Consider the following 20,262-nt stretch of genomic DNA (forward strand, 5'->3'; position numbering starts at 1 on the left):
AGCACCGCGCGTCGTCAACATCACAACTACCCGGCACCGCTTCGTTCTGCGTCGCTGCATCTGCAGCACAGAAACGAGATTATGAAGAACTTTCGCTACGTCGTCAACAGGTTTTTATAACTTTCTCAACCCGTTCACTTCGCTGAAACCCTTGCCATTGCTGGCTCTCCCGCCTCCCGTGCCTCGGTGTCCGAAGCACGAAAGAGCGAGATTCTAGCGGCCCGCGCAGGGCCTTGCAAGCGTTATCTGGAATTTATTCAAGGCGCCTTTTCCACTCGCGCCGACTCGTCGACAACCGGCACTTTTAGATCAGGCGCAAGGGCGCGTGCGCCCGGTGCGCCGATCGTCCAGTCATGCAGCACGGTATAGGCAACCGCAAGCAACGTCGGCCCGATGAAAACACCCAGGAAACCGAACGCAAACGCGCCGCCCAGGATACCCAGCATCACCAGAATCAACGGCATGTCGCTGTTCTTGCCGATCAGGATCGGCTTGATGACGTTGTCGGACATACCCACAACCAGTACGCCCCACACGACCAGAAAGATCGCCCACCCGGTCGAGCCGCCGTGGTACAGCCAGATCGCCGCGGGCAACCACACGACCACCGGACCACCCGGTATCACGGACAGGAAAAAGGTAGCCAGCCCGAGCAGCGCCGGCGCCGGCACACCAGAGATCCAGCAACCGAATCCGGCCAGAATCCCTTGCACGAGCGCCGTGCCGAGAATCCCATACACCACGCCCTTCACGGTGCTGCCTGCCAATGCCAGCAAATAATCAGCGCGTTCGCCCGCGATCCGCCGCATACCCGCATTCAACCAGGCGGCAGCGCCCTCCCCTCCGGTATAGAAGAAGAAAGCGAGCACGATACTCAACGCCAACAACCCCAGACCGTGCGTAACCGCAAGCGCTGCCGCAAGGATCCACTTGCCTGCGGGCGCCGCGAGCGAATGCAATTGCGCGATCAACTCTGAATTCCCGCTGGTCAGATGCTCCCAGAAGGTCTCGATGCTCGAGCCAATCAGGGGAATACCGCCCACCCACGGAGGCAGATCCGGCAACCCGGCCTCAAAGAGCCTCTGCACCAGCGCGACGATTTCATGAACATGCGCGCCAAACGCAAAGCCCGCATAGACGAACGGCCCAAGCACCACGACCAGAATGATGATCACGATCAAAGTGGCGGCCCATTTGCGCCGGCCGCCCACAGCCGCGGTCAGCCGCCGATACAGGCCCCATGAGCTATAGCTGAGAATGGCGCCCCACAGGAGCGCGGTCGTAAAAGGCGCGAGTACCAGCAGCGAGCCGCCCACCAGAATGATCAATGCGAATACCGCGGCAAGACGTTCGATCAGTTGGTCCGATTTCACGATGAATCTCCTGTTGCGCCAGGCCACGGCGGCGAGTGGACACACACTTGTCAGACGATCTCTGAAAGCGGTCAGTATAGAAGCGAGTCAAGCCTCCGGGGGCGTCTTATATCATCCGGCCAGGTCGGCAGATAACGCGGCCTCGCGCCATGTAGGAAAACCGAAATCTCCGCGCAGAAATGTCTTAATCCACCCGGCGTAAGCGGCCAAATAATATGGCGGCGGATAAAAGACTAGAATATAAGGTTCTGTGCACCCCAACTTCCGGATTTATGCGCTCGCGAATCGCCAAACGTCTCCCCCCCGATGCCGACAAGCTCGTCGGTCTCTCGCTCGCGCTTTTCGCGTCGGGCAGCCGAACCGAAGACCGCTTCTGGGAAGCGAAACTCGACACGCTGCTGACCAAGATCGTCCGCAATGCCAACCAGACCACGCTGGACGCCGCGCTCGATCATCTGCAACAGAATCATCCCGATGCGTACGGCGCGCTCGCCGACATGGCGGAAACTCACAGCGAGTCGTTCATCGTCGAGCATGAGGGCGTGCCTTATGAAGCGCTGCTGATCGCGGCGCCCGTGCTCGCCTGGACCCGCTACATGATTCCGTCGGGCCCGCTCAAGACCGACGCGGCCGACGCGCTTCGCGCGCATCTGCAAGCTCACGTGCTGGCGGCCAATACGCGCGTGGCCATGGCGCCGTTCCTGTACAGCATCGATCAGTTGCCGCGTCACCACGTCGAGACATGGCGTATCGCCCAGCAGCTTACGCAGGCAGCAATGGCCGGCGGCAACGCCAAACTCAATTTCGGCGAACTGCCGGAAACCTCGCCGATTCTGGCCGACCCGCGTTTCCTGCTGGCAGTGGTGGCGGCGCCGGTGGGCGAGCCGACCTTCCGCTGGCAGGAAGAAGAGCACGGCAGCCGGATCGAACGCGGCCAGTGCCTCGAACAATGGACCACGCAAGGCGGCGCCAATCTGTCGCTGGTGCTGCCGGGCTGCGAGTTCGAATGCCTGCTGCCGGATGCCTATTACTCGGCTTGCCGCGACGCCGACGAACGCGTGCGTCCTCACACGGTGCGCACCGCCGTGCGCTACCTGTTCGACACGATCGGCGCGGCGCCGCAAGAATTGCGCGCGGTGGTCGCCGGCTTCGGTGAACGCCGCATCGACGAATACCGTGTCGGTTTCACGCGCCGCGGCAGCAACGACGTGATCTACGGCGTCGTCTGGCCGCTGTACGGCCGCGAGAACAGCGAGCCGGGTATCGACGAGGAACCGCAGGAAGTCGCCGCATCAGACGATCCGCTCGAAGAAATCGTCGCGCTGCTCAAAGATACCGGCGTGACCGACGTGCGTCGTCATGCGGGCCGCTTCGAGCCTGAATATTGCGACGACTGCGGCGTACCGCTCTATGCGGATCCGCTCGGCGAAATCGTCCACGCCGAGATGCCGGAAGACGCGGAGCCCGCCCAACCGCATTTCCATTGAGCATCGGCGCGACGACCGCCAACGCGCGCCGCCGCCGAGATAAAAAAGCCCCGCCACACGCGGGGCTTTTTTTACGCCAGGCTTTTTTACGTCATTCCTCCTATGCCTTTTGGACAGGCCGTCAAATTGAAGGGAATTTGTCATCATAGGAACGGCGACGCATCGCACTGCACTCGACGCGTTTGCCGGGTGCGCGCATCGCGCCACCTCGCCCGATTCATCTGGAGACATGCATGCGATTCTCGATACTCAACTCAGACGCGGAACGGCGTGATGGGCTCAAAGTACTACTGCGGCAAATCGACCGGCTGGCACGCTTCAACGAAGCACAAGACTGGCGCCAGGTTGAACGCACGCTCAAGCGTCAGTGGCCCGATCTGCTCGTGATCGACTGGCAGGACTGGATGTCGGTGGCAGATACCCGCCATCTGCTCAGCGATTACCCCGACCTGCGCATCGCCGTGCTCACCGACCAGATCTCCCCCATCCATGTGCGAGCGCTCATGGACGAGGGCGTACTCGGTGTGGTCTCACGCGAAACCGATCCTTGCCTGATCGTGCGCGCATTCGAAATGGTGCTGCTGGGCGGTCACTACGTGCCGCCCGGCGCGCTGGCGCTCAATCCACCGCTGCCGCCGGACATTGCCATCCGCCCATTCGACGAAAAAACGCCGCCGCCGCGCCGCGGCAAATTGGCCAGTGTGCTCTCGCCCCGCCAGGAGCAGATCATGCGCTGCGTCCATATGGGCAGCACCAATAAGATGATTGCGCGCACCCTCGGCATCAGCGAAGGCACCGTCAAGATTCACCTGACCAGCATATTCCAGCAGCTTGGCGCACCCAATCGCGCGGCGGCGGTCGCGCTTTACAACGGCTGGCTATCGAACCATTTGCAAGTGCTGCGCATTGGCGGCGACGGCACCGCGCGCCCGATCATGGGACAAAGCAACGTCGTGCCATTGCGGCGCCGGTTGCGCAAGCGCTTTCAATATCCGTTGCCAGTCAGTGACACGACGGCTCCGCTCGCCATGGCCGCCGAACCGAGCCCGCCCTATGGCGACGCATTGCCCACCGGCCCGTCATTGGAACCGCCTCCGCCAGGCGCGGCATAACAGCCCCAATGAATGCGCCAGACGCCGGGCGCGCAGGTTGTGACGGCGTCCATGCCCGCTGGCATGGAATCCGCTCACACCTTTTCTCGTCCAACGAGTAATATGAGACACATGGGTTTCCTCTACACACCGCTTCCGTTCTGGGTCGCTGTCGGTGGCTGGATCGCCACTGCGATAGTGGTCGCGCTCGCGCTGTGGAAAAATCCTTTCAAACGACTTCAGGACGGCACCTTGCAGCATGTCTGGCTTGCGATCATCGTCGCAGTGTCGGTGCTGTGGGCAAGTAATGCGTGGCTCGACGACGGCACCGTGATGCATCTGCTCGGCGCCACGCTGGTCGTCACGCTCTTTGACTGGGCGCTGGCACTGATCGCCATGGCGGTGGTCACGGGTCTTGCCGCTGTCGTCTTCGACGCGCCGTGGCAAGGTATCGCGCTGACGTTCCTCGTGTACGGCGCGTTGCCGGTCGGCATCTCGACGCTGGTCCAGCGCGCCAGCATCGCCTGGCTGCCGCGCAACCTCTTCATGTTCATCTTCGGCCAGGGCTTCGTCTCGCCGGCCATCGCCGTGTCGCTCACGGCCGCCGCCGCGCTCGGCATTCACATCACGCTCGCCGATGGCTCGATGACCGTAATGCCTGCCGGCTACGCGTTCAGCGTGCTGCTACTCGCTACCGGCGAGGCCTGGTTCACGGGCATGTCGACAGCGCTGATCGCGGTCTACCGTCCCGCCTGGGTCACCACTTACGACGTCCGGAGATATCGACTGGGCGGACCACGCACCTGACTCAGGCTCTGCATGGAATGCGCATTCGCGGTGATCGGCCACGTGGCCGTCTCGATCCGCCTCGATTGCGCACACCACGACAGGACAAAATATTTGTGCCAGGATTGAACTCCACCCTATCGCGAGGCATCTTACGTGCCTCATGTCACATTAGCGTCTAACGAACTAGATGGATCGCACCAACGTCCCGCGCCGATTGCTGCGGCTGGTCGGCCGGTTGGCGACACTTGCAGCGAGTCTCTCGCTCATGTGTAGCGCCCCCGCATTCGCCGATCAACTCGAACAGCACAACGACCTCGTCAACAAATTTGTCAATGACATGCATGCGGACCCGCTCGTCGCGGACTGCGCCGCTCATGGCAATTTTGTCGCCAGCACCTCGACCGCTTTCGACCACGTCGAGTTTCCCCCCAGTTCTTTCGACAGCGCGCACGCGTCGGTCACGCCCTGGAACGATTCGTTCGACGAGGGCAAGCAGCGCGTCAAGGTCGACAACATCGTCATCGTCGAAGGGCTCGGTATTCCTCAAGGCGGGGGCGGCGATCCGGCCGATCTGAAATTCCGCTGCGGCTATGTCGGCGTCCAGATGCTGGCGTTCAGCTGGAACGATCCGGTGCCGCCAGCCCGCGCGCGCAGCGGTGAGCCGTCGGGGTCGCGCGCCGTGGCGGGCAAGCATAAGAGCGTCAAGGGCAAGCACTCGGCAAGCGGCAAGAGCACGAAGAAAGCGACGACGAAGTCGTCCAGGACCAGCTCGGGCAAATCGTCAAAGTCGACGTCGAGCAAGTCTTCGAGCAAATCGACCGCGAAAAAGACCACGACGAAGAAGAAGGCTCAATAGCGGTAGTACGATCACCGGCACAGACTTGGCGAGCCATGGGCGAAGAGCCATAAGCCCGCACTCACACAACGCTCCCCGCAAAAAAAAAGAGGCACACGTCACCGTGTGCCTCTTTTTTCTATGCAGCGCCCGCTTTACGCAAACGTCTCCACATGCCGCAAAATCGCCTGCAGCATGGCCGCGCCGAGCGACGCGCTACGATCGCCGTTCCAGCCGACCCGCTCATCGGGCAGATTGGCGTTGTCCTTGAACGGCATTTCCAGCGTCAACGACAGGCAGCCGAATTCGTTGCCGATGTACTTCGACGCCAGCTTCAACGCGTCCTCGCGATACTTGCTCGCGGCGTAACCATACTTGTCCTGGAAGTCCGGGCTCGCCTGCTTGAACGCTTCGATAAACGCCTTCTGCTCCTCGCCCTGCCGTTCGGTAAAGCCCGGCAGCATTTCGGAGCCGGCCACGAACACATAGGGCAGCGCCTCGTCGCCGTGAATATCGAAGAACAGGTCGCAACCCACGGCGTGAATCGCGTCGCGCACCACCAGCACTTCAGGGCTGCGCGCGGCGTCCGGCTCCATCCATTCGCGATTCAGATTCGCGCCGGTCGCGTTGGTGCGCAGATTGCCGCGCACGCTGCCGTCCGGATTCATGTTCGGCACGATATAAAACACCGCGTGATCGTAGAGCTTGCACGCGACCGGATCACCCGCCCAGTCGCCCCAGCCCGCGAGCCGCTTCACGAGACCCTCGATAAACCATTCGGCCATCGTCTCGCCCGGATGCTGGCGCGCGATCAGCCAGATTTTCTTCTTCGGTGTGTCGCCGGTTTCCGGCGTGCCGAGCGTGAGCAACGACATGGGCCGGCCTTCGACGGTTGTGCCCAGTTCGGTCAGCGTGGCCTGCGGCAACTGCTGCACCGCGCCGAGAAACTCCGAATGACGCTCCTCGCTGTACGGCTCGAAATACGCGTAATAGATGCGCTCGAAATCCGGCGTGTGATCGATCGTCAGCACGCGGCCGTCGTACGAGGTCGGTACGCGAAACCAGTTCACCCGGTCATAGCTCGCGACCGCCTGATAGTCGCGCCAACCTTCGGCGAACGCGCAGGCAGCGGCATTCTCGAACGTCATCACGCAGCGCTCGCCCGCCGCGCCGGACAAACGGAAGTAAAACCACTGCGCGAACTCGGCGTGGCTGTCCGGCCGCACGCGCAGACGGATGTTGCCCGCGTCTTCGCAGGACAGGACTTCGATCGCGCCGGCGTCGAAGTTACTCGTGATGGATAAGGTCATGGTGTTCTTCCCTGCGGGTTGCACCGCGAAACGCTTCAACGCTTATTCAGCGACGCGGCGGCGGAATACGTAAGTGGAATCGTTCGATGCCGCGGCGTCGAACGCATAACCTTCGGAGTCGAACGCCTTGAGCTGTTCAGGCGTGTCGAGACGGTTTTCCACCGCATAGCGCGCCATCAAGCCGCGCGCGCGCTTTGCATGGAAGCTGATGATCTTGTAGCGGCCGCCTTTCCAGTCTTCGAAAACGGGCGTGACGACCGGTGCGTCGAGCAACTTCGGCTTGACCGATTTGAAATATTCGCCCGATGCGCAATTCACCAGCACCCGGGACGCCGCCGCGTTCTTCTTCAACTGCGCGTTCAGGGCCTGCGTGATCCGCTCGCCCCAGAACGCGTACAGATCCTTGCCACGCGGATTGGCGAAGCGCGTCCCCATTTCGAGCCGGTACGGCTGCAGCAGATCGAGCGGCCGCAGCAGACCGTAAAGACCCGAGAGCACCCGCACGTGGCTCTGCGCATAGTCCAGATCGGCCGACGACAAGGTCTTCGCGTTGAAGCCTTCGTACACGTCGCCATTGAACGCGAGTACCGCCTGCTTGGCGTTATGCGTATCGAACTTCGGCGACCAATCCGCGTAACGCTGGAAGTTCAGATGCGCGAGCTGATCCGAAATGTCCATCAATGAAGCGATCTGCTGCGGCGACAAACGACGCAATCCGCCGATCAATTCGGCCGCGTCGTCGACAAAATCGGGGATGGTGTGCTTTTTGACGTGCGGTGGGGTTTCGTAGTCGAGCGATTTCGCCGGCGACAGAACGATTATCATAGAGGCTTGCAGGCACGCCGTGCCTGGCGGTCAAAGACGAAAGCCAGATTGTAACGAATGCCCGGTTCCCATGCCTCACACGACGCTTTGCGCGTCGTCCTCGATTCCAATGTGTGGATCGATATTCTCGTGTTCGACGACCCGCATACGCGGCCCATCCGCGCCGCGCTCGAAAGCGGCACGCTGGTCGCGCTGATCGACGCGCGTTGCCTCGCCGAACTCGCCTATGTGCTCGACTATCCGCAATTCGTGCATCGAAATGTGGACAAAGCCGCCGCGCTCGCGGTCGTCGCGCAGCTTTCGCAGCGGGTCGAAACCGCCGCGCCGGCCGAAGACGCCAGGCCTTTGCCCAAATGCAAAGACCGCGACGATCAGAAGTTTCTCGAACTCGCCCATGCCGCGCAGGCCGACTGGCTTGTTTCGAAGGACCGCGCGGTGTTGAAACTCGCGAAACGGATCGCCCGCGATTTCGGTTTCCAGATCGCGCAGCCCGCGCCGTTCGTCGACGCCATCGCCGTTTCGGCTCACCCGCTTACACACCCCACAACGCTCCGGACAGCGCCATGAATGCACCGCACGACACGCCCACGAGTCCTTCGTTTCCGTCCCGACTGCCGAATGTCGGCACGACGATTTTCACCGTGATGAGCGCGCTCGCCGCCGAAAAAGGCGCGGTGAATCTGGGCCAGGGCTTTCCCGATTTCGGCTGCGATCCGCGCATTATCGACGCGGTCTCGAACGCCATGCGCGACGGTCACAATCAGTACCCGCCCATGGCCGGCGCGGCGCCGCTGCGTCAGGCGATTTCGGACAAGATCGCCACGCTGTATGGCCGCCGCTACGACGCCAACACGGAGATCACCGTGACCGCGGGCGCCACGCAGGCGTTGCTGACCGCGATTCTGTGCACCGTCCACCCCGGCGACGAAGTGATCGTGATCGAACCGAATTACGACAGCTACGTGCCGTCCATCGAACTGGCCGGCGGCAAGCCGGTTTTCGTCACGCTCGAGGCGCCCGACTACGCGATTCCGTTCGACAAGCTCGCCGCCGCGATCACGCCGAAAACGCGGCTACTGCTGATCAACACGCCGCACAATCCGACCGGCACGGTCTGGCGCGAGCAAGATATGCGCAAGCTCGAAGAGATCGTGCGCGGCACCAACGTGCTGATCCTCTCCGACGAAGTCTACGAACACATGGTGTTCGACGGCGCGCCGCACGAAAGCATGGCCCGTTATCCGGAACTGGCGCAGCGCAGTTTCGTGGTGTCGAGTTTCGGCAAGACCTACCACGTGACGGGCTGGAAAGTCGGCTACGTAGCCGCGCCGGCCGCGCTCATGGCCGAGTTCCGCAAAGTGCATCAGTTCAACGTGTTCACGGTCAATACGCCGATGCAGATCGGCCTCGCCGACTACATGAAAGACCCGGCGCCGTATCTCGACCTGCCCGCGTTTTATCAGCAGAAGCGCGACTTCTTCCGCGCGGGTCTCGCGAATTCACGCTTCAAGCTGCTGCCGTGTACGGGCACGTACTTCCAGTGCGTCGACTATTCGGCCATCAGCAACTTGCCCGAAGCCGAGTTCGCCCAATGGCTGACCGGCGAGATCGGCGTCGCGGCCATACCGGTCTCGGCGTTCTATCACGAGGCGCACGAATCGGGCGTGGTGCGCTTCTGCTTCGCCAAGCAGGAGAGCACCCTCGCCACCGCGCTCGAGCGGCTGGCGCGACTCTAGGACGCCCCGCGCGATGCTGCGAACGACACCACGTTCCCCGCTATCGCGCGACGCGGCCAGGACGGCGTGCATGGCACGCCGTCGCAAGCTCAACCGGCACGACGCCGCGTCCAACTCGAATCAGCCGCGGCACCTCTCATCAAGCCGGGCGCGACGCCGCGACATACGCCTTGCGGTCCTCGGTGATGCGTTGTGCGGCCGGCCGCGCATTGATCGCCTTCACATAACTTTTCCAGTCGACGCCCGCATCGAGGAGCAAATCGCGGCCGTAAATGGTTTGCGTCGCCATGCCCACCAGCGGCAAGCTCACGAAACCCGCCGCGTCGGCAACGCTGAAACGCTCGCCGGCCAGGTACGGCCCGAACTTCGCGATCCGTTTGAAGCCGGTAATGTGATGCGCCAGCAATTTCTCGACACGCCCTTTGGTGGCGTCCGTCACCGTGCCGCCGAAGAACGCTTCCTTGTAGAGATTGCGCGCGGTCAACTCGAGATGCACGTCGACGAACATGATCAGCTCGCGCTCCTTGGCCGCCTCCCAGGGATCGGCGGAGAAAATCGCCTTGTCGGGAAAGCGCGCGGCCAGATACTCCACGATGCATTGCGACTCGCACAGGTCGCCGTCTTCGGTCTGCAGATACGGCACCTTGCCGAGCGGCGAATGCTCCAGCACGGCCTCGTCCTGGCTCGGCATCACGAACACTTCCTCGAACGGAATGCCGTGTTCGAGGAGCACGAACTTCACTTTGTTGTAATAGTTAGAGAGCGCGAAACCGCACAGCTTGATCATCGGGTGTCTCCTTTCTTTTGGGTGGGTGCGACCGTGCATCGACGCATCAGCATCGATGTCAGAGCCGCGGCCTTCGAACAATCGTCGATAAATTGCACGATCGTGCTATTCTAAAATAACCATGGAGTCGAGCATCACAATGACCTCTCGCAATTTCAGTATCGAGACTATCGGCATTGTCGGAACCGGAGCAATGGGGCGCGGCATCGCACAGATTGCCGCGCTGGCGGGCCTCACGGTACGTCTGTACGACACCAATCCTGCCGCGATTGGCGCCGCGCGCGATTACCTCGCCGAGACTTTCGCCAAATTGACGGCCAAAGGCAAGCTCGATCAGGCCCGCTCGCTCGCCGCGCTGGCGAACGTGAGCGGCGCGCAAGCCATTGGCGACCTCGCCGGCTGCGACCTGGTCGTCGAAGCGATCGTCGAGAAGCTCGACGTGAAGCAGGCGCTGTTCCGCGAACTCGAGACGGTGGTCAGCGGCCGCTGCGTGCTGGCGTCGAATACGTCGTCGCTGTCGATCACCGCGATCGCCGCCACGTGTACCGCTCCGTCGCGCGTGGTCGGCTACCACTTCTTCAATCCTGTCCCGCTCATGAAAGTCGTCGAAGTGATCGACGGTCTGCGCGGCGACCCCGCCGCCGGTGACGCGCTGATGGATCTCGCCCGTCGCATGGGTCATACGCCGGTGCGTGCGAAAGACATGCCGGGCTTCATCGTCAATCACGCGGGCCGCGGTATGAATACCGAAGGCTTGCGCGTGGCGGGCGAAGGTGTCGCGAGCTTTGCCGACATCGACCGCATCATGCGCGAGCAGGCCGGCTTCCGGCTCGGGCCGTTCGAGTTGCTCGATCTGACCGCGTTGGACGTGTCGCATCCGGTGATGGAGTCGATCTACCATCAATTCTATGAAGAGCCGCGCTTCACGCCGTCGCCGATCACGGGCACGCGACTCGCGGGCGGACTGATCGGCCGCAAGACCGGCGAAGGGTTTTACCGTTACGAAGACGGCAAGCAGCAGGTGCCCGCCGAAGCGCCCGCACCGTCCGCGTTGCCGGCCAGCGTGTGGGTCAGCAAGCGCTATCCGCAAGCGCATGAAGCCGTCGTTCAACTGATCGCCCAGGCCGGCGTGACACTCGACGAAAACGCGACGCCCGCCGCGGACTCGTTGATCGTGGTCACGCCGTTCGGTCACGACGCGACCACGGCCGCGGTCGACGAAGCGCTCGACGCCAGCCGCGTCGTCGCGATCGACGCCCTCCTCCCGCTCGTCGCCGCGCAACGTCGCACGCTGATGACCACGCCCGCCACCACGCGCGCCGCACGTGACACCGCCCATGCTCTGTTCGCCGCCGACGGCGTGCCGGTCACCGTGATTCGCGACTCGACCGGCTTCGTCGCACAGCGCGTGGTAGCGACGATCGTCAACATCGGCTGCGATATCGCGCAGAAGCAGATCGCCACGCCCGACGATATCGATCTCGCGGTGACGCTCGGCCTGGGCTACCCGCGCGGCCCGCTCGCGCTGGGCGATGCGCTCGGCTCGAGCACGATCCTCACCATCTTGCGCAACATGTTCAGCGTGCTCGGCGACCCGCGCTATCGTCCGTCGCCGTGGCTGGCGCGGCGCGCGCAACTGGGCCTGTCGCTGACGCAACGCGACGCCGCCGACATCCAACCTGAAACGCAACCGGAGACCCAACAATGAGCGCCGAACTGCTGACCTCGCGCCCGACCGAAAGCGAATCGACGCTCGTCCTCACACTGTCGAACCCCGGCGCGCGCAACGCGCTGCACCCGGACATGTACGCAGCGGGCATCGAAGCGCTCGATTCGGTGGAACGCGATCCGTCGATCCGCGCCGTGGTAATCACCGGCGCCGACAACTTCTTTTGCGCGGGCGGCAATCTGAACCGCCTGCTGGAAAACCGCGCGAAAGATCCGTCCGTGCAAGCTGAAAGCATCGACCTGCTGGGCGAATGGATCTCGGCGCTGCGGCTCTCGTCGAAACCGGTGATCGCCGCCGTCGACGGCGCGGCGGCCGGCGCCGGCTTCTCGCTCGCGCTTGCGTGCGACCTGATCGTCGCCGCCGACGACGCCAAGTTCGTCATGTCCTACGCACGCGTCGGCCTGACGCCCGACGGCGGCGGCTCATGGTTCCTCGCCCAGGCTTTACCGCGTCAACTGGCCACTGAAGTGCTGATCGAAGGCAAACCGATCGGCGCCGCGCGTTTGCACGAACTCGGGGTCGTCAACAAGCTGGCCAAAACCGGCGCCGTGCGCGATGCGGCGGTGGCATGGGCCGACGAACTCGGCAAGATTTCGCCCAACTCGATCGCGCGCATCAAAGGGTTGATCGGCGCGGCCGGCGCACAACCGCTGGCCGACCATCTGGTCGCCGAGCGCGACAGCTTTGTCGCGTCGCTGCATCACCGCGACGGCCTTGAAGGCATTTCCGCGTTCCTCGAAAAGCGCGCGCCGGTTTACAAATGAGCGAAGGGACCATGCCCGACTATCAATTGCCCAAACGCCGCCGCATCTTCCTGATGCGTCACGGCGACGTCACCTACTTCGACGATTCCGGCCGCGCGATCGATCCCGACACCGTGCCGCTGAATGCCAACGGCCGCGAGCAGGCTAGCGCGGCGGGCCGCGTGTTCGCCGAACAGCAGGTTCGTTTTGACCGGGTGATCGTGAGCGGCCTGCCGCGTACTGTCGAAACCGCCCAGCGGGTACTGGCGGAAACAGGTCAGCCGATCGAACTCGAAGTCGAACCGGCATGGCAGGAGATTCGCGGCGGCAAGCTCAGCAACATTCCGCCGCAGGATATCGAAGCCGCGTTTCTCGGCGTGTTCGATGGCATCGTGCCGGAAAGCACGCGCTTTCTCGACGGCGAGACGATCGGGGCCTTGTTCGATCGCGTGTTGCCGGCTATCGACGCATTGCGCGCGGATACCTCGTGGGACACCGTGCTGCTGGTTCTGCACGGCGGCGTGAATCGCGCGATCCTGTCGCACGCGATCACGGCGGGAGGCCGCACGTTCTTCGGCCATCTCGCACAAGCCACCGGCTGCATCAATGCGCTCGACGTGGGCGTCGCGCCGCGCGACTGGGTGCTGCGCACAGTCAATTATTCACCGCCGTCGCCGCTGCATCGCGACGTCCGCAATACGACGATGGAAATGCTCTACGCACAATTCATTCAATACAAGCGTAGCTGAACCCGAACTGGAGGAGACACATGGTGCAAGCCACACAGAGCGGCGAACCAGAACACAAACCGGATTATTCGGCTTTCGAAGGCACGCGCCCGGTCAACGATCGGCAACGCTTCGACAGCGAAGCACTCGCGGCGTGGCTGACCCAGCATGTCGACGGTTTTGCCGGGCCGCTCACGCTGGAGCAGTTCGCCGGCGGACAGTCCAATCCCACCTTCAAACTGGTCACGCCGTCACGCTCCTACGTGATGCGCGCCAAGCCCGGGCCAGCCGCGAAGCTGCTGCCGTCCGCGCATGCCGTGGAACGTGAATACCGTGTGATGCACGCGCTGGCCGGCACCGACGTGCCGGTCGCCAGCATGCTGGCCCTGTGCGAGGACGAAAGCGTGATCGGCCGCGCGTTTTACGTGATGGAGTTTGTCGAGGGCCGCGTGCTGTGGGATCAGTCTTTGCCCGGCATGGCGACTACCGAACGCACGGCGATTTACGACGAAATGAATCGCGTGATCGCGGCGCTGCACAGCGTCGACGTCACGACCGTTGGTCTCGCCGACTACGGCAAACCGGGTAATTATTTCACCCGCCAGATCGGCCGCTGGAGCAAGCAGTATCTTGCGTCCGAAACCGAGCCGATCGACGCGATGCAGCGGCTGATCGACTGGCTGCCAAAACATATGCCGGCGGAAACCGGCGAGCGCGCCTCGATCGTGCATGGCGACTATCGACTCGACAATCTGATCTTCCACCCGAGCGAGCCGAAAGTGCTCGCGGTGCTCGACTGGGAATTGTCGACGCTCGGCGATCCGCTCGCCGACTTCGCGTATCACTGCATGGCGTGGCATGTCGATCCGACGCAATTCCGCGGCATCGCGGGGCTCGATTGGGCCGCGCTCGGCATTCCCGACGAGGCCGAATACGTCGAGCGTTATTGCAAGCGCACCGGCTTCGAGATTCACGGCGACTGGAACTTTTATCTGGCGTACAACATGTTCCGCATCGCCGCGATTCTGCAAGGGATCATGAAGCGCGTGGTCGACGGCACCGCGGCCAGCGCTCAGGCGCTCGATGCCGGCAGCCGCGCGAAACCCATGGCGGAACTCGCCTGGCGCTACGCGCAGAAGGTGCGTTGAACGCAACGAGCCCAATCGTCCGTTACCCGTTTTATCCGCGAGGTCCTACATGAATTTCGATTACACCCCGAAGGTTCAGGCGTTGCGCGAGAAACTGCTCGCCTTCTTCGACGCGCACATTTATCCGAACGAACAGGCGTTCTATGCGGAGATCGCGCGCAATCGCCATAACGGCAACGCGTGGCTGCCCACCGAACTGATCGAACAACTGAAAGTGAAGGCGCGCGACGCCGGCTTGTGGAATCTGTTCCTGCCTGAATCCGTGCGCGGCGCCGGGCTGACGAATCTCGAATACGCGCCGCTGTGCGAAATCATGGGCCGCGTGCCCTGGGCGCCGGAAGTGTTCAACTGCAACGCGCCCGACACCGGCAACATGGAAACGATCGAGCGCTACGGCAGCGAGGACAACAAGCGCGAATGGCTCGAACCGCTGCTGCAAGGGCAGATACGATCGGCGTTTCTGATGACGGAGCCGGAAGTGGCGTCGTCGGATGCGACCAATATCCAGACCAGCATCGTGCGCGACGGCGATTACTACGTGATCAACGGCCACAAGTGGTGGTCGTCCGGTGCGGGCGATCCGCGCTGCAAGGTCTATATCGTCATGGGCAAGACCGATCCCGACGCGCCGCGCCATCAACAGCAGTCCATGATTCTGGTGCCCGCCGAGGCGACCGGCATCACCGTGCATCGTCCGCTGACCGTATTCGGTTACGACGACGCGCCGCACGGCCACATGGAAATCACGCTGGAAAACGTGCGCGTGCCGGTGACCAATATGCTGCTCGGCGAAGGCCGCGGTTTCGAGATCGCGCAGGGCCGCCTCGGACCGGGACGGATTCACCACTGCATGCGTTTGATCGGCCTCGCCGAACGTGCGCTCGAACTGATGGCGAAGCGTTCGATGCAACGCGTGGCGTTCGGCAAACCGGTTGCCGCTCAAGGCGTCACCCAGGAGCGTATGGCCGAGGCGCGCTGCATGATCGAACAGGCACGTCTGCTCACGCTGAAGACCGCGTACATGATGGACACGGTCGGCAACAAGGGCGCGCGTGGCGAGATTGCGATGATCAAGGTGGTCGCGCCGAACATGGCGTGCCAGGTGATCGACTGGGCCATTCAGGCGCACGGCGGCGGCGGCGTCAGCGACGATTTTCCGCTGGCCTACGCGTATGCGTCCGCGCGGACGCTGCGTTTCGCCGATGGTCCCGACGAAGTGCACCGCAACGCGATCGCCAAACTCGAACTGGCGCGGCATATGGATGCCGGCGCGGCGGCTCGCGTGGAAATGCCGGTTACGCGTGTCTGAACGTGCTTGAGGTTGAGGTTGAGCTTAAGTTTGAACCAAGCACGGCGGTCGGCATCGTGACGATCCGCGACGCCGCCAGCAGCATCGTGCGATCTATGCTCTAATTTTCGTCAACAGCGGCGCCCTACGTGGCGCCGCTTTCACGAAACAACGGAGCCACGATGATCGACGTCTATAGCTGGGCAACCCCGAACGGCCACAAGGTCCACATCATGCTCGAGGAGACGGGCCTCGACTACGCCGCGCACGCGGTGAATATCGGCACGGGCGATCAGTTCAAGCCCGAATTCCTCGCCATCAGCCCGAACAACAAAATCCCGGCGATCGTCGATTCCGAAGGTCCTAAAGGCGCCGACGGCCAACCGTTCGCGTTGTTCGAGTCGGGCGCGATCCTGATCTATCTCGCCGAGAAGACCGGCAAGTTCCTGCCGACCGATCCGGCCGCGCGCTATTCGGTATTGCAATGGCTGATGTTCCAGATGGGCGGCCTGGGTCCGATGCTTGGGCAAACGCACCACTTCCGCATCTACGCACCGGAGCCGATCGAATACGCGATCAATCGCTACACGAACGAGACGCGGCGTCTGTACGGTGTGATGGACACGCAACTCGGCAAGACGCAGTACCTTGCGGGCAACGACTACACGATCGCGGACATCGCGGCGTTTCCGTGGACGCGCTCGTGGAAAAACCAGGGCGTCGATCTGGATGCGTTGCCCAATGTGAAGCGCTGGCATGAAGAGATTGCCGCACGTCCGGCGGTGGTGCGCGGTGTGGAAGTGCTGGCTTCGATACGCCAGCCGGTCATGGATGAGAAGGCGAAGGAAATGCTGTTCGGCGCGACACAGTATGCGAAGCGGTAGGTTTGCCGTGGTGCGGTTGCGGTGGTTGTGATGTGATTGTAATTGTGGCGACGGCTACGGCTGCAGGTGTATAAAAAACGCGGGTCGGCATGAATGCCGCCCGCGTTTTTTTGCCTTCGCGCTCGCACTGGTTTCAGCGTCAACGCCAGGGTCAGTGCCTGAAAATCACACCGAACTTGCCCGCGTTAGAAGTAGTGCCGCGTGATGAACTCCGCGACGCACACCGGCCGCTCACTGTCCTGCCGTTCCAGCGTCACATTCCACACCACTTGCACGCCGGCATTGTCGACCTCGCTGACGGAGTCGACCGCGAATTTCGCCCGCAATGACGAACCGACCGGCACCGGCGACGTGAACCGCACGCGATTCAATCCGTAGTTCACACCCATACGCTGTCGCAGTGCGACCGTCTTGCCCAGCAACGCCGGGATCAGCGATAACGTCAGGAAACCATGGGCGACCGGACCGCCGAACGGCGACTCACGCCGCGCCCGTTCCGGATCGACGTGAATCCACTGATGATCGCCGGTGGCCTCCGCGAAGCGATCGACGCTCGCCTGATCGACGGTCAACCATTCGCTGACGAGCGGCTCGGCGCCGATCAGTTCCCGCAGTGCCGCGGCATCGCCGAAAGTCGCGGCAGGCGCCGCGCCGACCGTCATGATGCGGCTCCCGGATTGCGCAGTCCGAACAAACCCTTCGAGCGCACCGTGATCACCGTTTCACCATGCTGGTTGATGCCTTCCCATTGCGTCGACACGATGCCGCGATCCGGCTTGCTCTCAGACACGCGTTTGTCGAGCACGACGTTCTTCATCGTGATCGTGTCGCCTACGCGCACCGGCTTCAACCAGCGGATATCGTCGATGCCGGGCGAGCCCATCGACGTGGAACCCGCGAGCGTGTTACGCACCAGCATGCCCATCATCACCGAACAGGTGTGCCAGCCGCTCGCCACCAGACCGCGGAACGGCGACTGGGCGGCAGCGGCTTCGTCCAGATGAAACGGTTGCGGATCGTACTTTTGCGCAAAGTCCACAATCTCTTCACGCGTGAACGTGTGCTTGCCGACTTCCACGCTCGTGCCGACCACCATGTCCTCGAAACTGAAACCCATTGTCGCGCTCCTTGTTTTCCGATTCGACCGGCCGATCAAACTTCGGCGGTCATGAAGCCGGGCAGCGCAGCGAACCGCGCGAGATGGTGATCAACATCGCCCAGTGTGGTTTCGATGATCGCAAGACGTTTGAACAGATGCGCCGCCGCGACTTCGTTCGTCACGCCCATGCCTCCATGCAACTGAACCGCCTGCTGACCGACGAAACGCGCAGCCTGCCCAACCCGCGCCTTTGCAGCGGAGACGGCCCGGCGACGCTCGTCGGGGTCTTCGCTGGTGTAGCGCATGGCGGCCAGATAGGTGACCGAACGCGCCTGCTCGGCGTGAATCAGCATCTCGACCATGCGATGCTGCAAGGCCTGAAAGCGCGCGATCGGCTGGCCGAACTGCTGACGTGTTTTGGTGTAGTCGACGGTGGCGAGGTTCAGTGCGTCTAGCGCGCCGATCGCCTCCGCGCACAGCAAGACCGTGCCGTAGTCCGCGATGTGTTCGAGCGCAGCCGCGCCGGCGTGCTTGCCTTCGAGACGGCGCGCGGGCGTGCCGTTGAATTCGAGCGTTGCGGCGCGTTGACCGTCGATCGTACGGTAGTCGGTCAGCTTCACGCCCGCTGCTTCGCGCGCCACGATAAACAGCGCGATTTCGCCATTCAGCCGGGCCGGCACGATCCAGTAATGCGCTTGCGCACCGTGCAATACGACCGACTTCGTACCGGTCAAGGTCGGCTGCTCGCCGGAGCCACTCGCGGTCGTGGCGACGTCGAACAGATCGTACCGTGCGTGGGGTTCGTGAAATGCCACGGACAGCTTGATCTCGCCCTGCGCTGCGCGCTCCAGCAACGATGTATCTTCGCCCCGCCCGCTGCCGGCAAGACGCAATGCCTCGATGCCGACTGCCGTCGCCCAATACGGCTCGACGACCAGCGCGCGGCCGAGTTCCTGCATCACGACCAGCATGTCGATCGGGCCGCCGTTGAAACCACCTTGCGCTTCCGGCACCGGCAGCGCGGTCAGACCCAATTCGGTGAATGCGGCCCAGTGCGTATCCGATATGCCCGCTTCCGAGCGGACAATCGCCTGGCGCGCTTCGAACCCGTAGCTCTTGTCCAGATAGCGACGCAATGCGTCGGCGAATTGCTGTTGTTCGTCGTTGAAATTGAAGTCCATACGCCGCCCCTCAAAGTCCGAGAATCATCTGCGCGATGATGTTCTTTTGAATTTCGTTCGAGCCGCCGTAAATCGACGTCTTGCGGAAGTTGAAGTAGTACGCGGCTAGCGGCGCGGCGTCGTCGTCGCCGGCCAGACTATGATCGCGCTCGCCTTCGAGGAACGGTACGTCGAACGGTGCGGCAAGTGGGCCGACGGCTTCGAACATCAGTTCGGTCAGCGCCTGCTGGACCTCGGTGCCTTTGATTTTCAGCATCGACGCCTCGGGCCCCGGTCCGCGTCCGCCAGCTTCATTGGCGACCACGCGCTGCACGGTGACTTCGAGCGCCATCAACTCGATCTCGAGGCTCGCGACTTTCGCGGCGAACACCGGATCTTGCAGCAGCGGCTTGCCGTTCTTTTTCTGATCCAGCGCGAGACGTTTCAGGAAAACCAGTTCTCGCTTGGATTGGCCGACACGCGCAATACCAGTGCGCTCATGGCCAAGCAGATATTTTGCGTAAGTCCAGCCGCGGTTCTCGTCTCCGACCAGATTCTCGACCGGCACTTTCACGTCTTCGAAAAAGACTTCGTTGACTTCGTGATCTTCGTCGAGCGTGATGATGGGACGCACCGTGATGCCCGGCCTTTTCATGTCGATCAGCAGGAACGAAATGCCCTCCTGCTTCTTCGCACCGCTGTCGGTGCGCACGAGGCAGAACATCATGTCCGCGTACTGGCCGAGCGTGGTCCAGGTTTTCTGGCCGTTGACCAGGTAATGGTCACCAACGCGTTCGGCGCGCGTGCGCAGCGAGGCCAGGTCGGAACCGGAACCCGGTTCGGAATAGCCCTGGCACCACCAGTCCGAGCCATCGAGAATGCGCGGCAAATAGTGACGTTTCTGCGCCTCGTTGCCGTATTTCATCAGAACGGGCGCCACCATCGAAACGCCAAAAGGCAGCACCGACGGCGCACCGATGCGCGCGCACTCTTCGTCCCAGATGTGTCGTTGAGTCGCGTCCCAGCCCGGGCCTCCATATTCTTTGGGCCAGGCGATCACTGACCAGCCGCGCGTGCCGAGCAGCTTGTGCCAGCCCGCGAAATCTTCGCGGGAAAGGCGTTTGTGATTGAGAACTTTGTCGCTGAGCTCGCGAGGCAGATTCGCTTCGAGCCAATTGCGGATGTCCGCGCGGAACGCGTTATCAGCGGAGGAATAGTCCAGATTCATGCGTAGTGTCTCCTGGCCGCAA

20 protein-coding genes are annotated in these 20,262 nt (G+C 62.6%); 12 read left to right on the plus strand and 8 right to left on the minus strand.

Going from position 1 to position 20,262, the window contains the following annotated elements; genetic code table 11:
• Positions 1-257: 257 nt before the first annotated feature.
• Positions 258-1,373 (minus strand): AI-2E family transporter, encoded by a 1,116-nt coding sequence (locus FA94_RS13140; protein ID WP_081935905.1) that lies wholly within the window; start codon positions 1,371-1,373, stop codon positions 258-260.
• 272 nt (positions 1,374-1,645) lie between these two features.
• Between FA94_RS13140 and FA94_RS13145 the strand changes: the two genes are divergently transcribed.
• From FA94_RS13145 to FA94_RS13160, 4 genes are all read left to right on the plus strand, one after another.
• The gene (locus FA94_RS13145; RefSeq protein ID WP_035551684.1) at positions 1,646-2,860 is read left to right on the plus strand and encodes a DUF2863 family protein; all 1,215 of its coding nucleotides are present in this window, start codon (positions 1,646-1,648) and stop codon (positions 2,858-2,860) included.
• A 233-nt stretch (positions 2,861-3,093) separates the two neighbouring features.
• A complete protein-coding gene (locus FA94_RS13150) occupies positions 3,094-3,972 on the plus strand; it encodes a response regulator transcription factor (protein ID WP_035551686.1) in 879 nt (292 codons plus the stop codon).
• 111 nt (positions 3,973-4,083) lie between these two features.
• The gene (locus FA94_RS13155) at positions 4,084-4,758 is read left to right on the plus strand and encodes an energy-coupling factor ABC transporter permease (protein ID WP_035551688.1); all 675 of its coding nucleotides are present in this window, start codon (positions 4,084-4,086) and stop codon (positions 4,756-4,758) included.
• A 169-nt stretch (positions 4,759-4,927) separates the two neighbouring features.
• A complete protein-coding gene (locus FA94_RS13160; protein ID WP_035551691.1) occupies positions 4,928-5,596 on the plus strand; it encodes a BspC domain-containing protein in 669 nt (222 codons plus the stop codon).
• Between the two features lie 134 nt (positions 5,597-5,730).
• Here the strand turns inward: FA94_RS13160 and FA94_RS13165 are convergent, their stop codons facing one another.
• Entirely contained in the window at positions 5,731-6,885 is a 1,155-nt protein-coding gene (locus FA94_RS13165) for a M14 family metallopeptidase (protein ID WP_035551694.1), read from the minus strand.
• A 42-nt stretch (positions 6,886-6,927) separates the two neighbouring features.
• On the minus strand, positions 6,928-7,710 hold the full coding sequence (yaaA, locus tag FA94_RS13170; RefSeq protein WP_035551697.1) for a peroxide stress protein YaaA: 783 nt from the start codon (positions 7,708-7,710) through the stop codon (positions 6,928-6,930).
• Positions 7,711-7,767: 57 nt separating this feature from the next.
• Between yaaA and FA94_RS13175 the strand changes: the two genes are divergently transcribed.
• Positions 7,768-8,277 carry a putative toxin-antitoxin system toxin component, PIN family gene (locus tag FA94_RS13175; protein WP_051980564.1) on the plus strand — a complete coding sequence of 170 codons (510 nt, stop codon included), beginning with the start codon at positions 7,768-7,770 and terminating at the stop codon, positions 8,275-8,277.
• Entirely contained in the window at positions 8,274-9,446 is a 1,173-nt protein-coding gene (locus FA94_RS13180) for a pyridoxal phosphate-dependent aminotransferase (protein ID WP_035551706.1), read from the plus strand. The genes FA94_RS13175 and FA94_RS13180 overlap by 4 nt, the downstream gene beginning before the upstream one ends.
• Positions 9,447-9,585: 139 nt before the next feature.
• On the opposite strand, the gene FA94_RS13185 is transcribed toward FA94_RS13180, so the two are convergent.
• Complete coding sequence (locus FA94_RS13185; protein WP_035551711.1) at positions 9,586-10,233, minus strand: glutathione S-transferase family protein; 648 nt, start codon at positions 10,231-10,233, stop codon at positions 9,586-9,588.
• 139 nt (positions 10,234-10,372) lie between these two features.
• Between FA94_RS13185 and FA94_RS13190 the strand changes: the two genes are divergently transcribed.
• The 6 genes from FA94_RS13190 to FA94_RS13215 all read left to right on the plus strand — a co-directional run bounded on the left by FA94_RS13190 (position 10,373) and on the right by FA94_RS13215 (position 16,753).
• Positions 10,373-11,941, plus strand: a complete 1,569-nt coding sequence (locus tag FA94_RS13190) for a 3-hydroxyacyl-CoA dehydrogenase (protein ID WP_035551714.1) — start codon at positions 10,373-10,375, stop codon at positions 11,939-11,941.
• Positions 11,938-12,726, plus strand: a complete 789-nt coding sequence (locus FA94_RS13195; RefSeq protein WP_035551717.1) for an oxepin-CoA hydrolase, alternative type — start codon at positions 11,938-11,940, stop codon at positions 12,724-12,726. Before FA94_RS13190 ends, FA94_RS13195 begins: the two co-directional genes overlap by 4 nt.
• An 11-nt stretch (positions 12,727-12,737) precedes the next feature.
• On the plus strand, positions 12,738-13,454 hold the full coding sequence (locus FA94_RS13200; RefSeq protein ID WP_035562046.1) for a histidine phosphatase family protein: 717 nt from the start codon (positions 12,738-12,740) through the stop codon (positions 13,452-13,454).
• A 20-nt stretch (positions 13,455-13,474) separates the two neighbouring features.
• Positions 13,475-14,581, plus strand: coding sequence for a phosphotransferase (locus FA94_RS13205; RefSeq protein ID WP_035551719.1), 1,107 nt, complete (start codon positions 13,475-13,477; stop codon positions 14,579-14,581).
• A gap of 49 nt (positions 14,582-14,630) precedes the next feature.
• A complete protein-coding gene (locus FA94_RS13210; protein WP_035551733.1) occupies positions 14,631-15,890 on the plus strand; it encodes an acyl-CoA dehydrogenase family protein in 1,260 nt (419 codons plus the stop codon).
• Between the two features lie 161 nt (positions 15,891-16,051).
• Positions 16,052-16,753, plus strand: coding sequence for a glutathione binding-like protein (locus FA94_RS13215; RefSeq protein WP_035551735.1), 702 nt, complete (start codon positions 16,052-16,054; stop codon positions 16,751-16,753).
• A 185-nt stretch (positions 16,754-16,938) separates the two neighbouring features.
• Here the strand turns inward: FA94_RS13215 and FA94_RS13220 are convergent, their stop codons facing one another.
• The 4 genes from FA94_RS13220 to FA94_RS13235 are packed head-to-tail and all read right to left on the minus strand — an operon-like array spanning position 16,939 to position 20,240.
• Positions 16,939-17,415, minus strand: coding sequence for a MaoC family dehydratase (locus FA94_RS13220; protein WP_035551736.1), 477 nt, complete (start codon positions 17,413-17,415; stop codon positions 16,939-16,941).
• On the minus strand, positions 17,412-17,870 hold the full coding sequence (locus FA94_RS13225; protein WP_035551738.1) for a MaoC family dehydratase: 459 nt from the start codon (positions 17,868-17,870) through the stop codon (positions 17,412-17,414). The genes FA94_RS13220 and FA94_RS13225 overlap by 4 nt, the downstream gene beginning before the upstream one ends.
• 35 nt (positions 17,871-17,905) lie before the next feature.
• Positions 17,906-19,033 (minus strand): acyl-CoA dehydrogenase family protein, encoded by a 1,128-nt coding sequence (locus FA94_RS13230; RefSeq protein ID WP_035551740.1) that lies wholly within the window; start codon positions 19,031-19,033, stop codon positions 17,906-17,908.
• A gap of 10 nt (positions 19,034-19,043) precedes the next feature.
• Positions 19,044-20,240, minus strand: coding sequence for an acyl-CoA dehydrogenase family protein (locus tag FA94_RS13235; protein WP_035551741.1), 1,197 nt, complete (start codon positions 20,238-20,240; stop codon positions 19,044-19,046).
• Positions 20,241-20,262 lie beyond the last annotated feature (22 nt).

It is taken from the genome of Burkholderia sp. 9120 (assembly GCF_000745015.1).
Lineage (GTDB): Bacteria > Pseudomonadota > Gammaproteobacteria > Burkholderiales > Burkholderiaceae > Paraburkholderia.